The sequence below is a fragment of the Ramlibacter albus genome (assembly GCF_014297445.1).
GTDB classification, from domain to species: domain Bacteria; phylum Pseudomonadota; class Gammaproteobacteria; order Burkholderiales; family Burkholderiaceae_C; genus Ramlibacter; species Ramlibacter albus.
Genome location: NZ_JACORU010000002.1, coordinates 12,232 through 25,773 on the forward strand (window position 1 = coordinate 12,232; position 13,542 = coordinate 25,773).

12 protein-coding genes are annotated in these 13,542 nt (G+C 69.0%); 8 read left to right on the forward strand and 4 right to left on the reverse strand.

The annotated features are described in order from the left end of the window. The first annotated feature begins 3 nt into the window (after window positions 1-3). The 3 genes from H8R02_RS06845 to H8R02_RS06855 are packed head-to-tail and all read left to right on the forward strand — an operon-like array spanning window position 4 to window position 2,559. Window positions 4-939: an OmpA family protein gene (locus H8R02_RS06845; RefSeq protein ID WP_187080641.1), complete on the forward strand. Its 936-nt coding sequence runs from the start codon at window positions 4-6 to the stop codon at window positions 937-939. A 58-nt stretch (window positions 940-997) separates the two neighbouring features. Continuing rightward, window positions 998-1,771, forward strand: a complete 774-nt coding sequence (locus tag H8R02_RS06850) for a hypothetical protein (protein WP_187080642.1) — start codon at window positions 998-1,000, stop codon at window positions 1,769-1,771. Next, a complete protein-coding gene (locus tag H8R02_RS06855; RefSeq protein ID WP_187080643.1) occupies window positions 1,768-2,559 on the forward strand; it encodes a hypothetical protein in 792 nt (263 codons plus the stop codon). Before H8R02_RS06850 ends, H8R02_RS06855 begins: the two co-directional genes overlap by 4 nt. Here H8R02_RS06855 and H8R02_RS06860 read toward each other — a convergent pair. The 4 genes from H8R02_RS06860 to H8R02_RS06875 form a co-directional block, all read right to left on the reverse strand. Next, window positions 2,556-3,701: a trypsin-like serine peptidase gene (locus H8R02_RS06860; RefSeq protein ID WP_187080644.1), complete on the reverse strand. Its 1,146-nt coding sequence runs from the start codon at window positions 3,699-3,701 to the stop codon at window positions 2,556-2,558. The genes H8R02_RS06855 and H8R02_RS06860 overlap by 4 nt on opposite strands. 61 nt (window positions 3,702-3,762) lie before the next feature. Continuing rightward, the gene (locus H8R02_RS06865; protein ID WP_354004879.1) at window positions 3,763-4,524 is read right to left on the reverse strand and encodes an alpha/beta fold hydrolase; all 762 of its coding nucleotides are present in this window, start codon (window positions 4,522-4,524) and stop codon (window positions 3,763-3,765) included. A 32-nt stretch (window positions 4,525-4,556) separates the two neighbouring features. After that, the gene (locus H8R02_RS06870) at window positions 4,557-5,852 is read right to left on the reverse strand and encodes a phospholipase D-like domain-containing protein (protein WP_187080645.1); all 1,296 of its coding nucleotides are present in this window, start codon (window positions 5,850-5,852) and stop codon (window positions 4,557-4,559) included. Window positions 5,853-5,856: 4 nt separating this feature from the next. Beyond that, window positions 5,857-7,032: an MFS transporter gene (locus tag H8R02_RS06875; protein WP_354004880.1), complete on the reverse strand. Its 1,176-nt coding sequence runs from the start codon at window positions 7,030-7,032 to the stop codon at window positions 5,857-5,859. A 41-nt stretch (window positions 7,033-7,073) separates the two neighbouring features. On the opposite strand from H8R02_RS06875, the gene H8R02_RS06880 reads away from it, so the two are divergent. From H8R02_RS06880 to H8R02_RS06900, 5 genes are all read left to right on the forward strand, one after another. After that, on the forward strand, window positions 7,074-8,210 hold the full coding sequence (locus tag H8R02_RS06880) for an NAD(P)/FAD-dependent oxidoreductase (protein ID WP_187080647.1): 1,137 nt from the start codon (window positions 7,074-7,076) through the stop codon (window positions 8,208-8,210). Window positions 8,211-8,225: 15 nt separating this feature from the next. After that, a complete protein-coding gene (locus H8R02_RS06885) occupies window positions 8,226-8,777 on the forward strand; it encodes a DUF2889 domain-containing protein (RefSeq protein WP_187080648.1) in 552 nt (183 codons plus the stop codon). A gap of 4 nt (window positions 8,778-8,781) precedes the next feature. After that, the gene (locus tag H8R02_RS06890; protein WP_187080649.1) at window positions 8,782-9,765 is read left to right on the forward strand and encodes an ABC transporter substrate-binding protein; all 984 of its coding nucleotides are present in this window, start codon (window positions 8,782-8,784) and stop codon (window positions 9,763-9,765) included. A 68-nt stretch (window positions 9,766-9,833) separates the two neighbouring features. After that, window positions 9,834-11,828, forward strand: a complete 1,995-nt coding sequence (locus tag H8R02_RS06895; protein WP_187080650.1) for a penicillin-binding protein 1A — start codon at window positions 9,834-9,836, stop codon at window positions 11,826-11,828. A gap of 116 nt (window positions 11,829-11,944) precedes the next feature. Beyond that, window positions 11,945-13,522 (forward strand): hypothetical protein, encoded by a 1,578-nt coding sequence (locus tag H8R02_RS06900; RefSeq protein ID WP_187080651.1) that lies wholly within the window; start codon window positions 11,945-11,947, stop codon window positions 13,520-13,522. Window positions 13,523-13,542: the final 20 nt, after the last annotated feature.

The window sequence follows — 13,542 nt, forward strand, 5'->3', positions numbered from 1 at the left end:
ACCTTGTCCTCCGCGCTGGAAGTCATTCTCCCGCTGGCCATCGCCGCCTCATCCGCGTACTCGGACTGGAACCGCTGCACACCCGCGGCGCACAGCGATCCCGTGGCCGAGAGCTTTTGCGGGGACCTGCGCGATTCGCTCGGGAGCGCCTGCACGGCGATGCTGGCGCTGCCCCTGCCGGCAAGCGTGCAGCTGTTCGGGCGGCGAACGGTGACGCCCGTCGCGTTCAGCGAGCTTACCCGGTCATCCATTCGGGAGTCGTACGGCGCTTGCACCGATTACTGGACCGGTGCGATCACTTACGACCAGTACCTGGACCGGCTTGCCGACAAGGTCTCGGTGCTGAACGCCTTGTATCGCAGCCTGCCCCAGGCGCCACAGGGCGGCGCCACCCCTTTCACCGAAGCCGCCAGGGCGCAGAACGTACCCGCCACGAAGCTCGCCCAGGCGGACGAGCGCTCGGGGGCGGGGCAGCCCCCGACAGCGCCGCCCGACGCCGCTGCACCCTGGAAAAAGGACCTCGATGCGCTCGAGGGGCGCCTCGTGCGCAAGCTGGATGAGATGAAACCATCCCCGCAGCCTCCGCCGCCCACGCCGCCGGTGGTGAAATGGCGCCTGCTTTCGGAAGCCAGCTTCGCAACGGGCCAGTGGCGGCTCGCCGGCCGGGAAGCATGCCAAGGGCTCCTTGCGCGCCTCGCGCACGCCGGGCTCAAGGGGCCGGCGACGCCGTTGCGAGTGATCGGATACGCGGATGCGACGGGAACGCCCGCGCGCAACGCCGCCCTGTCGCACCAGCGCGCGCAAGCAGTGGCCGCCTGCCTTGTCGAGTCGGGGGGCATCCAGGCGGTGCACATCGAGGCGACCGGTGCCGGTGTCCTGCCGCTCTCGACACGGGGTTCCGCGCAGGCACGGCGCGTGTCCGTGTTTGCCGCCGACTGAGGCCCTTTGCCCGGTGGAACACTTTTAAGTACATTGCATGGTGGAGGAGGACCTCCCCATGCCCGCCAATGTGTACTGGGGCACCCACGGCGCCCTCGCGCAATCCGCCGCCCCCGCCGTCATGATGATCGGCGACTCCTGGTTCTGGTACCCCTTCGACAACCTCGCTACCGAACTCGGCGGCCTGTTCCCCAACGAGGAGTTCCTCGTCGTGGGCAACAACGGCTCCGAAGCGGCGGAGTGGGCCACCAAGTACCGCAAGGACATCGACTACGCCTTCCGCTTCTACGGCAAGAGCGTCAAGGCCCTGATGCTCAGTGGCGGCGGCAACGACGTCGCGGGCATGAAGGACTTCCTTCGCATCGTCAGGGACGTGTGCAAGGGCGCGAAGGACGTGGACGAGTGCTACCGCCAGAGCGAGCCGGACGCGCTGATGGCGGGCATCATGGGCCACTACCGCACGCTGATCACGAAGTTCCGCGGCTACAACGCGAGCGCGCCGGTCATCCTGCAGCACTACGACTACGCATGGCCCACGGGCGCCGGCGTGTTCGGCCCGGCGGACTGGCTGAAGGAGCCGATGGTGAAGGCGCAGGTGCCCGTGGCTCTGCGGCGCGACCTGTTCCGCGACCTGATCAACCGCCTGCGCAAGGCGCAGATGGAGCTGGCCAAGGACACGAAGAACCTCGGCCCGATCTTCGTCGCCAAGACCGCGGGCACATTGCCCGAGGACGCCGGCTACTGGGCGAACGAGCTGCACCCCACGCCGCAAGGCTTCCACATGATCGCGGCCGGCCCCGTGAAGCAGGCTGTGAAGGCGGCACTGTCATGAGCGCGCAGCTGGCCGGGCGCAACATGTTCATCTGGCGGCTCGCGCCCGTCGTCAAGGCGGAGATCGGCGTGGCCGCGATGGCGCGCAAGGCGGAAGCGGCGGGGCTCTCGGGTGTCTGGATCAAGATCGCCGAAGGCGACGAGCCTTTCGACAACGTGCGGCCCAGGCAGCTGCCGCTGTTCAAGGAAGTGCTGCAGGCACTGCGCGAGAAGAAGGTCTCGGTGTGGGGCTGGCACGTGCCGCACGGGGGCAGCGTGGCGCATGCGGCCGAGGAGGGCGCGGTGGCGGCGCAGATCGCCATCGACCTGGGCATCGATGGCGTGTTGATGGACGCCGAAGGCGGTTCAGGCTATTTCAACGGCGGCGCGGTGGAGGCGGACGCATACGCCTCCGCGCTGCGCAGCAAGCTTTCGGCGGCAAAGCTGGGCATCGCGATGTGCGGCAACGACATCCCGAAGAATTTCCCCGGCTACGCCTTCGATGCGTTCGTCAAGCACGCCCGCTTCAATGCGCCGCAGGTCTACTACGGCGCAAGCCCCAGCGTGAACAACCGGCTGGAGCGTGCGATCAAGGCCAACGCGCACGTGAAGGTGCCGTTTGTGCCCGTGGGCGCCGCGTGGATCGGCACGGGCGACGGAGGATGCGAGACCGCGTCGGCGTGCGCCGAGCGCGCACGCGAGTTCCTGCGCCTCGTCGACGAACATGGGTTCGTGGGCTGCAGCTTCTGGCACTGGATGGGCGCGCCCGCCGCGTTCTGGCAGGTGATGGTGGAGACGGCACAGGCTTAGGCCACGCCCACCGTCGTCACCGCCACCAAGTCCGCATCGACCCGGTCGTTGAACGCCACGGCCACGTTGCCGTACACCGCATCGCTCTCCAGCCCCGCGAGCAGGTTCGTCATGTTCAACACCACCTGCCCGCGCGCATCCGGGTACCACACGAACACGGACGTCACCGCATCCAGCAGCGCGTAGTAGCTCGCCGTCGGGTTGCTCCCGCCCAGCGTCGAGGGCCGCACGCCGAGGTCCTGCAGCACCAGCGACGCGAGCTGGTCCGCGGGCGCCGCCGCGAAGTCATTTGCGAGGTCCTTCGCATACGCAGGCACGCCCTCTACGCCCACGCGCGCGATCAGGTCGCGGGCGTTGTCCGTGCCGGGCGCGACACCGTAGAACGCGCGGTACACCGCAAGCGCCGATTCGGTCTGCAGGGAAGTCGGCTGCCGCCACTGCAGCAGCCAATCGTCCGTGCTGAGGAACGAGAACACCGGATCGCGCACCATGCCCAGGTCCGCCCACGACGAGACGCCGCCGCTGCCGCCGCTCTTCACGCCGAGCACGTAGTAGTCGTTGGTGAACAGCGGCCCGCCGCTGCTGCCCGGGCCCAGCCCGCCGGCCGTGGCCGTGTAAACGCCGTAGGTCGAATTGCGCTCGACGAACACGTCGCCGGTCATCATGCCCGTGCCGTTGTTCGGGTAGCCGATCTCGATGGCCCACTGCGAGAAGTCGCTGCCGGGGTCGATGCCGAACCAGCCGGTGGCGTCACCCACGCGCGTCGACAGGCCGATCACGGCCACGTCGAACTGGCTTTCGGAGAACGACACGCCGGGGTTCGAGTCGCTGAACACCCGGTCCGTGAAGCGCAACGCATCCCACGCAAAGGTGCCGGCCCGCAGCGACCAGCTTTGCGTGCCGGAGTCGAAGCGGTTCGCCGCGCTGTTGAAGTCCACGCCGAAGAACAGGTCGAAGTTCTTCGCGAGGCCGCCGTGCGCAGGGTCGTAGATCACGTGCGTGGCGGTCAGCACGTCGTTCGGGCCCACCATGGACACGGTGCCGCGGGTGACCGTGCCGTCGGCCCAGTAGACCTGGATCAAACCCACGGCGGAATAGGGCGCCGTGGTCAGTTCGGAGTTGGTGACTTCTCTTGTAGCCATGCCTCATGCTTGCGGCTGCCGCCGCACGCCGCTGCCAGCGTGCGCCGCGAAAGCGTGTCGGTCAAGGGCGGCTCAGCAAGCCCAGCACCGCCTCGTTGAAAGCCTCGGCCTGTTCGTATTGCACCCAGTGCCCCGCGCGCGGGATGAAAACGAGCTCGCGTTTGTTGGGCATCGACTCGATCACCGCGGTGAGCTCGGGCATCAGCTCGTCGTACAGCGCATCGTGCTCGCCGTAGACCGCATCGAACCTGCACTGCAGCCGCGGCAGCGTGCGCTTGACGATGTCCGTCATTGCGAGGCTGCGGCGGCGCATGCGGTCGCGGCCCACGTTCTGCGCCTGCAGGTGCACGGCGAGGTCGTCGATGGCCGCGGGGTCGTGCAGCATAAGGATGCCGAGGTTGCGCCGGTGCACTTCGGCGCGCTTGTCCGCGGTGTCGAGGTGGCGCCAGTCGAACAGCTTCAGCCGCTTGTCGCGCAGGCCGAAGCCCGGCGCACCGACGATCACCAGGTGCCGCACCAGCTGCGGGTGCGCAGCGGCGATCATCACCGAGAGCATGCCGCCGAAGGAGAAGCCGACGAGGTCGTGCGGCCCCTCGCCCGCCACGTTGCGCAGGCTCTGCGCCATGGGCTCCACCATGCCGTCGGCATCGCGCACGCCTTCGGGCGCGGCGGAGTCGCCGAAGCCCGGCAGGTCGGGCACCACGACGCGCCGGCCCGCGGCCGCGAATGCCTGCACGTTGCGTATCCAGTGGCTCCAGCTGCCGCTGCCGCCGTGCAGCAGCACGAGCGGCGGTGAGGCGTCGTCGCCCCACACGTGCCGCACGATGCCGTTGTCTTCGACGCGGCGCGCGCCTTCTAGAGCAGTTCGTTGACCAGGTAGAAGGCGTGTTCGCGGATCTTCTTGAGAGGGCTGCGCTTGTTCCATGTGTCCAGGGTGATCTCGTTCGCGCGGGCCACGTACTTCTCGAAGATGCCGTCGAGCCGCTGCGCCGTCGCGGCATCGAGGATACCCAATGTGATCTCGTCGTTCGTCTCGAACGACCGGTCGTCGAAATTCGTGGAGCCCACGGCGCACCACTGGCCGTCCACCGTCATCACCTTCTGGTGCAGCAGCGTGTGCGGATATTCGAACAGGCGCACGCCGCACTTGAGCAGCTTCTCGAAGTTGCGGTGGCCGGCGCGCTGCACCATCGGCGAGTCGGAGCCGGCCGTGGAGGGCATCAGCACGCGCACGTCCACGCCGCGCTTCACGGCTGCACCCATCGCGTCGATGGCTTCGGGCTCGGGGATGAAGTACGGGTTCTGGATCCACAGCCGCTTCTTCGCGATGCACAGGATGCTGTGGTGGAGCACCTTCACCGACGACGCGGAGTTGCTGGGCTTCACGTAGGCGGCATGCATCAGCACATCGCCCGCCGGCTCCAGCTTCGGGAAGTAATCGTCGCCGATGAACAGCTCGCCGGTCTCGCCGATCCAGTTGTCGCAGAAGCAGCCCTGCAGGCTGTGGACGATGGGGCCGCGCACATGGATGCTCACGTCCGCGAAGTGGCAGCCGTCCTGCGCGTCGCCCAGCCAGTCGTCGACGATGCAGTGGCCGCCGACGAAGGCTTCGCGGCCGTCGATCACGCACAGCTTGCGGTGGTCGCGGTCGTTCAGCAGGCCCAGGTTCTGGATGCTGCGCTTGTGGAAGAACTGCAGCTTCACGCCCGCGCCGCGCAGCCTTTGCCGCGTTGCGTCGGCCATCTTCTTGCCGCCCGTGTCGTCCAGCATCACGCGCACGGCCACACCGGCGCGTGCGCGTTCGCACAAGGCGTCGGCCATGCGCGTGGCCAGCACGCCGTCCTTCCAGAGGAAGGTCTCGAAGTTCACCGACTTCTTGGCGGCGCGGATGCGCTCGATGAGCACGTCGAAGAACGCGCCGTTCTCGTGCACCTGCACCGAGTTGCCGGGCACGGGTGTGCTGAGGGTGAGGCCGGCGAGTGATGGGATGACGTCGCAGATCGGCGCCTCGCATTCCACCTGCAGCTTGGGTGCCTTCTGCCGCCGCAGCGACCAGATGGCGATACCCATCGCTGCAATGAGCACGGTGGACAGCACGGCGCCCTTGGACGGGCGCTGCGCGTGCTGGAACGGCATCAGTCGAGCGGACATCCTTTCATCGTAGGAGCGGCAGGCGGCCGAGCGCGTAGGACAAGGCGAGGCCCAGCAGTGCGGCAGTGCCGGTCGCCACCCACGTCAGCTGCCAGCCGCCGGCCACGCTGGCGATCCACGCCACGATCGGCGGGCCGATGAACTGGCCCAATGCGGACCATTGCTGCATCCACCCCACGGTGGTGGAGACGGTGCGCTCGTCGGGCGCGAGGCGCAGCGCGAGCGAGAAGAGCGTGCCGGGGATCAGGCCGCCCACCATCGAGAAGGCGAGCACGGCGGCGAAGCGCAAGGCGAACCATGGCTCGGGCGTGGCAAAGGCCACGATGCCTGCGACGCCCATCGCGACGTAGCCGATGCGGATGAGTGCGACGGGCCGCAGGCCGCGATGCAGCAATCGCCCGGCCGCCACGTTGCCGACGATGTTCACCGCGGCCGCCAGCGCGGTGAGCCAGCCGCGCTTGCCGGGCGGGATGCCGGCGTGTTCATAGATCGTCGGCAGGAAGCCCACGACGGCGAGCCACTGGAACGAGTAGCACGCGAAGGCCAGTGCGAGCAGCCACGGCCCGCGGGTCGCAAGCGTCGTGCGCAGCCGCCGGCCCAGGCCTGCGGCGCGTGCCTGCACGACGTGCGGCGGTGGCGGCGGGATGAAGACGGTGATGGCCGCGGCCATCACCGCGGAGAGTGCGCCGATGGCCCACCACCACGTCTGCCAGTCGTACGCCGCGATCCAGTGGGCGCCGGCCAACATGGCCATTGCCGTGGCGAAGGGCATGTAGGCGCCCCACACGCCCATCATCGTGTTGACGCGGCCCGGGGGCACGAGCGCGCGCACGAGGGCGGGGGCGGGGAGCACGACCATCAGGAAGCCGAAGCCTTCCATCGCACGGGTGGCTAGCAGCATGGCGGGCGTCTTGGCAAAGCCGCCGGCGATGCTTGCTGCGGCGAGCACGGAGAGGCCCGCGACGATGCTTCGCCTGAGACCCAACGTGTCGACCCATGCGCCCATGACCACGGCGGTGGTCATGCCGGCGAGTTGCACCATGGAGAGCAGGAAGCCAGCGTCGACGAGCGAGAGGCCGAGGGACTGCTGCAACGCCGCGACTGCGGGGGGCAGCTTTCCAACATGCAGCGCAGCGGCGACGCCGGCGGAGATGACAAGCAATGCGCGGGGAAGGCTCACGGGCGAGGACTGTAGCCGACCGGCATGACACACTTGCGGACATGCATTCAGCGGACTTCATCGTCATCGGCGCCGGCATCGCAGGCGCATCGGTTTCCTACTTCCTCGCGCCGCACGGCCGCGTGACGCTGCTCGAACGCGAATCGCAGCCGGGCTACCACTCCACCGGCCGCTCCGCGGCGCTGTACCTCGAAAGCTACGGCACGCCGCAAGTGCGCATGCTCACGAAGGCAAGCCGCGCCTTCTTCGAGTCCCCGCCCGAGGGCTTCGCCGAGCACCCGCTCCTCGGCCCGCGCGGCGCGATGGTGATCGCACCACCGGGCACCGAGAAGGAACTGCAGGAACACTGGAATGTCGTCCGCGCGCTGAGCGACAAGGCCCGCATGCTCGACGCCAAAGAGGCACTCGCGCAAGTCCCCGTCCTGCGCCCCGAAAAAGTCATCGGCGCCGTGCTCGAACCCGACGCCTTCGACATGGACGTGCACGCCATCCACCAGGGCTTCCTGCGCGGCGTGCGGCGCGCGGGCGGCAGCATCGTCTGCGACGCGGAGGTCACCGGCCTCACGCGCAAAGGCTCCGTCTGGCAAGTCGCCACGCGCGCAGGCAATTTCGAAGCGCCCATCGTGGTCAACGCCGCAGGCGCCTGGTGCGACGAGGTCGCGAAGCTCGCCGGCCTGCCCACCATCGGCCTGCAACCCAAGCGCCGCTCCGCCTTCGTCTTCCAGCCGCCGATGGACGTGCACGGCTGGCCCGCCACGCTCACGGTCCATGAAGACTGGTACATCAAGCCCGATGCCGGCATGCTGCTCGGTTCCCCCGCCAACGCGGACCCGGTGCCGCCCCACGACGTGCAGCCCGAAGAACTCGACATCGCCACCGCCATCGCCCGCATCGAGGAATACACCACGCTCGCCATCCGCCGCCCCTCGCGCACGTGGGCCGGCCTGCGGTCCTTCGTGCCGGACGGCGACCTCGTTGGCGGCTGGGACGCGCAGGCCGAAGGCTTCTTCTGGGTCGCCGCGCAAGGCGGCTACGGCATCCAGACCTGCGCGGCCATGGGCGAGGCCTGCGCGGCGCTCGCACGCGGAGCCGGCTTGCCGCCACGCATCGCGGCGTTCGGCCTCAGCGAGGCTGCGTTGTCGCCCGCGCGGGCATCCCGGGCCGGTGCTCGGCCATAGTGGGAAAATCGCGCCATGCCCCTGCCACCCCCCGCTGCCCGGCAGCACCTCCACACCCGCGCCGCCACCTACCGCGGCTACCTTCGCGACGACGGCCTCTGGGACATCGAAGCCGAGATGGCCGACACCAAGACCTATGTGCAGCCGCGCGCCGGCGACCAGCTCCGCGAGGCCGGCGAGCCCATCCATGGCATGGCCATCCGCATCACCCTGGACGAGGGCATGACCATCCGCGCCATCGCGGCCTCGATGGACGCCACGCCTTTCGGCGAATGCCGGCAGGGCGAGGACCCGATGCAGAAGATGGTCGGCGTGCGCCTGGGCCCCGGCTGGCGCCAGGCCATCGACGAGCGCCTGGGCGGCGTGCGCGGCTGCACGCACCTGCGCGAGCTGCTCTTCAACATGGCCACGGCCGCGTACCAGACGGTCTTCCCGTACCGGCAGCTGAGCCTGAAGCCCGCCGAGGTGACCCAGCCGCCCCACCACCTCGACCGCTGCATCGCGTGGGACCTGCAGGGGACCGTCGTGCAACGCACCTACCCGCAGTTCGCGCGCAAGGCCGCGTAGCGCCATGGACCGCCGCCGCTTCACCCTCGACGCGCTTGCGCTTGCGGGTGGTGCGGCGGTCGGCGCAGCGGCGCGGGCGCAAGGGGTGCGCCGTATCGGCGTGCTGTCGCCTGCCGTCACTTCGCAGATGCTGCAGTCGTTCCGTGACGGGTTGAGCGACCTGGGCTATGTCGAAGGCCGCACGCTCGTGGTCGAAGTGGCCTCCGCCGAGGGCCGGATCGACAAGCTGCCGGCGCTCGCCGAAGGGCTGGTGAAGTCGCGTGTCGAGGTGATCGTGGTCGCGGGCCCCATCCCGCTGCAGGCGGCGAGGAACGCGACGAGTTCGATCCCCATCGTGATGATGGCCTCCAGCAGCGACCCGCTCGGCGAGGGCGTCGTCCGCACCCTTGCGCGGCCGGGCGGCAACGTGACGGGCCTGACCTACGCGGTGTCGACGGAGCGCTTCGCCAAGCAGCTCGAAGTGCTGAAGGAGGCCGCGCCCGCGACGAAGCGCGTGGCCGTGTGCATGGACATCGGGGTCGACGCCTATCGCAAATCCTGGCAGGCACCGCTGGAGGCCGCCATCCCGCGACTGGGCATGCAGCTGCTCGAACCGGTGCGGCTTTCGGCGAGCTCCGACATGGCCGGGGCGTTCGCCGCGATGCGCCAGCAACGCGTCGACGCGGTGATGGTCGCCATCGGCGGCCTCATCAACACCTTCGCGCGCGAGCTCGCCGCGGCAGCGGTCCAGCACAAGCTGCCGACCATCGCCGCGCAGAAGTCGTTCACGCGCGCCGGCGGGCTCGTGAGCTATGGCCCCGACATCCCGGCGATCTACCGCCGCGCGGCCACGTACGTGGACCGCATCCTCAAAGGCACGCCCGCGGCTGAATTGCCCGTGGAGCTGCCGACGAAATACGAACTCGCGCTGAACACGAAGACCGCTGCCGCGCTCGGCCTTGCGCTGCCGCAGTCGCTCGTGCTGCGTGCGGACGAGGTCTACCAGTAGCCCCGCCGGGCTGCAACGCGCCGCAGTCCTACACCGCGGATGCGTAGCGCAACAGTAGATTCGCACCCATGAACCCCGCTTTGCGCCGCTGGGCGACGTGGATACGCCGTGCCTGGCCCGCCGCCCTCGGCGCCGCGATCCTCTACCCGCTGATGCTGGTGCCGTTCACGCCCAGCGTGGACGACATCCGCCGCGTCAAGACCGAAGCACCGTCGGTGATGATGTCCGCCGACGGCGTGCAGCTTGCCGAGTTCCGCCGGCTCAACCGCCAATGGGTGCCGCTCGCGAAGATATCGCCCAAGGTGGTGGACGCGCTCATCGCCACCGAGGACCGGCGCTTCTACTCGCACTACGGCATCGACCCCGTGCGCACCGTGGGCGCGGGCGTGCGCACGCTGCTGGGCGACCGGCAGGGCGGCAGCACCATCACGCAGCAGCTCGCGCGCAACCTGTACCCGGAGGAGATCGGCCGCTCGATCAGCCTCACGCGCAAGGTGAAGGAAGCCATCACCGCGATGAAGATCGAGCGCGTGTACAGCAAGCAGGAGATCCTGGAGAGCTACCTCAACACGGTGCCCTTCCTCTACAACGCGTTCGGCATCGAGATGGCCGCGCGGACGTACTTCGACAAGTCGGCGAACCAGCTCAATGTGCTCGAAGCGGCGACGCTGATCGGCATGCTCAAGGGCACGAGCTTCTACAACCCGGTGCTCAACCCCGAGCGCGCGCTGGCCCGGCGCAACTTCGTCCTCGCGCAGATGGCCAGGGCGGGCAAGGTCGATCCCGCGACGCTGAAGACGCTGAGCGCCAGGCCGCTGGGCCTGGACTTCGAACGCCAGACCGAGCCGCTGGGCATCGCGCCGCACGCCGCGCAGCAGGTGCGCGGCTGGCTCATCGCATGGGCGGACCGCAAGGGCTACAACATCTATTCCGACGGGCTCGTTGTGCGCACCACCTTGCAGTCGCGCCTGCAGAAGGCGGCGAATGCGGCGGTGACGCGGCAACTGCAGCAGTTGCAAGGCTACGTGCCGCGCCGCAAGGGCGAGGAGGCCGCGGTGCTGCAGGCGGGCTTTCTCGCGCTCGACCCGCGCAACGGCCACGTCAAGGCCTGGGTCGGCAGCCGCGACTACGCCACCGAGCAGTTCGACCACGTGAACCAGGCGCGGCGCCAGCCGGGGTCCACGTTCAAGCCGTTCGTGTACGGCGCCGCGTTCGAAGCGGGCATGTCGCCGTTCGACGTGTTCGTGGACCAGCCGGTCTTCATCCGGCAGGACGGCGGGCCGGTGTGGAGCCCGAGCGACGTCACCCCGCCTTCGGGCCTGCCCACCACGCTGCGCGACGGCCTTGTGTACTCCAAGAACACCATCACCGCGCAGGTGATGATGCGCATCGGCCCGCAGCGCGTGGCGCAGTTCGCGCGCGGCATGGGCATACGCCAGAGCAAGCTGGAGGAGGTGCCTTCGCTCGCGCTGGGCACGAGCCCCGTCACGCTCAAGGAGATGGTGTCCGCCTACGGCAGCATCGCCAACGGGGGGCACTACGTCGAGCCCGTGCTCATCACGCAGATCGAGGACAAGCAGGGCAACGTGCTGGAGACGATCGCGCCCGCGCCGCCCGAGCCGCCGGCGATGTCGCTCGTGCAGTCGCTGCAGCTCGTGAACGTGATGCGAGGCGTGGTGGACGAAGGCACCGGCGTCGCGATCCGCGCGCGCTACGGCATCGAGGCGGACGTCGCGGGCAAGACCGGCACCACGCAGGACAACAGCGACGGCTGGTTCATCCTGATGCATCCGCAGCTGGTCGCGGGCGCGTGGGTCGGCTTCAACGACAACAAGGTCACCATGGGCGACAGCTGGGGGCAGGGCGCCCGCAGCGCATTGCCGATCGTGGGCGAGGTGGTGCAGCAGTCGCTGCGCAACCGCTGGATAGACCCGCGGGTGGAGTGGTCGATCCCGCGGCCCGTGCGCCAGCCGGGGCAAAGGCCGGGGGGCATTCCTGTGCGGCCGCGCCAGGAGGACCCGATCGGGGATGTGTTCAGGAGGCTGTTCAGGATTTTCCAGTAGGCGCGCCACTCACGGCTTGGGGAACCGGGAGCCCTGCGAGGGTTACCCAGCTTCTTCACCCACTCTTGTGAGCCGCTTCGATGCAACCCCGCCTCCCACACGATCGTTCTGTTCGCATGCACTTCACGCCGGAAGGCACGCGGGCCTTGCCCGACCGGATGGTCTCCTTCGGCCACACGGTGGCGCTGCTGGGTGCGCACACGCCGCCGGACGAGTTCGCCGACGCGTTCGGCCAGCTTCACGAGCTGCCGCCAGGCGGGGACCTGTTCAATGCCGCGCTGCTGCTGACCACCTGTTGCGACCGCGCGGACAGCACGGCGATCGTCGGGCCTCGCGACCGCAACCGGTTCGCCGAACTCGTCATCGAACACGCCCACATGGTGCCCGGCACGCCGATGGCGGCGCGTGCAACCGAGACCGCGTTGCGCCATGTCCAGTCGCTCGTGAACGCACTTGCCGCACTTTCGGCCAGCCCGGAGCGGACACGCGAATTCATGCAGCGCCTGCCCGAACTCGTGAAGTGCCTTCGGTTCGCGGCCGAGGCCGCCATCAAGGCCGATAGCTCGGACGCCCAGGTCGACGTTGCGAGCAACGCGGCGATCACCTTGCAGTGCGCGGTGGACGCGGGCGTGCCATGGATGGACCCCGCCATCCCCGAGCTGGCGCAACTTGCGCGCGGCAATCATGTGGAAAATACCTTGGCGCGCGGCGAGTGCGGTGCGTTCCTGACCGGGAAGGTGAGCTCTGCCTGCTTCGCGCAGCCGCCGGCCCGGGTCGATGCCGCGGCGTGGCTGGGCTTGCTGCCGCCCCTGGACGCGGCGTCGGCCAGCGAGTTCGTCCGCACACTCCTGCGCAGCCCCCTCGACCACGCCAGCGCGGCCTATCCTTTGCGAACCGCCCGCGCCGAGGTTGCGGCGCAGGTCGTCCGCTTCTATCCCGTATGCCACGAAGTCGCGGCCAGGTTGCTGGCGCAAGACCTGAAGGTGCATCTTGCGTCGCCGGACGCGCCCGGCCTCGATGCATGCCTCCAGGCGACCAGCACTGCGGCGTTCGAGGCCGCGGCGTGGCTCGAGGACGACAAGCAACGCTGGAACGAGGTGATGGCGCTCGCCATGGCAGCCACGGAATCGGGCTACCCGGAATTGATCGGCGCCTGGCCGATCGCGGAGGAGGCGGCGCGGCTTGCAAACGAATGCCTGAGCAAGGCGCAGTCGATGGTACGCGACGTCGTGGGCCAGGAGGATGAACTGCCAGCCCACCTGCAGCAGGCGGTGGGCCTGCTGTGGGCGGCGGCGGATTTGCACGACCGGCGCGCGAACCTTGCCGGGCGTACGGCACAGCGCGAGCGCGTGCTGGACACGTTCAAATGGCTCGCCTTTTCGCTCGAACCCGCCCACCAGCACTGCAGGTTACGCCCGCGGGTCGCCGCGATGTTTGCCGTGCTCGCCGTGTGCGCGCCGAATGCGCCTCGGACCAACTTGCCCCGCGCGGTGCGCGGGTGCGTCGAAGAGTTCGACAGGGAGCGGATGGGACGTGTCTGCCGCGAGATCGAGGCGAACACGACGTTGCTGCCCGAGCTTGTGCCCATCGTTGCGGCGTACGCCGACCCGATGGTGCTCATGGGCACGCTGCTTGAATGGGCGTTGACACTCGACAAAGGCGACTCGCACACCGGGCCGCATCGACGCGACTGACGCGCGGCCGGTCCGCTGCG

Coding starts and splice junctions, on each gene's coding strand:
- H8R02_RS06850 (WP_187080642.1), top strand. CDS start 998: ATGCCCGCCAATGTGTACTGGGGCACCCACGGCGCCCTCGCGCAATCC.
- H8R02_RS06855 (WP_187080643.1), top strand. CDS start 1,768: ATGAGCGCGCAGCTGGCCGGGCGCAACATGTTCATCTGGCGGCTCGCG.
- H8R02_RS06860 (WP_187080644.1), bottom strand. CDS start 3,701: ATGGCTACAAGAGAAGTCACCAACTCCGAACTGACCACGGCGCCCTAT.
- H8R02_RS06870 (WP_187080645.1), bottom strand. CDS start 5,852: ATGTCCGCTCGACTGATGCCGTTCCAGCACGCGCAGCGCCCGTCCAAG.
- H8R02_RS06880 (WP_187080647.1), top strand. CDS start 7,074: ATGCATTCAGCGGACTTCATCGTCATCGGCGCCGGCATCGCAGGCGCA.
- H8R02_RS06885 (WP_187080648.1), top strand. CDS start 8,226: ATGCCCCTGCCACCCCCCGCTGCCCGGCAGCACCTCCACACCCGCGCC.
- H8R02_RS06890 (WP_187080649.1), top strand. CDS start 8,782: ATGGACCGCCGCCGCTTCACCCTCGACGCGCTTGCGCTTGCGGGTGGT.
- H8R02_RS06895 (WP_187080650.1), top strand. CDS start 9,834: ATGAACCCCGCTTTGCGCCGCTGGGCGACGTGGATACGCCGTGCCTGG.
- H8R02_RS06900 (WP_187080651.1), top strand. CDS start 11,945: ATGCACTTCACGCCGGAAGGCACGCGGGCCTTGCCCGACCGGATGGTC.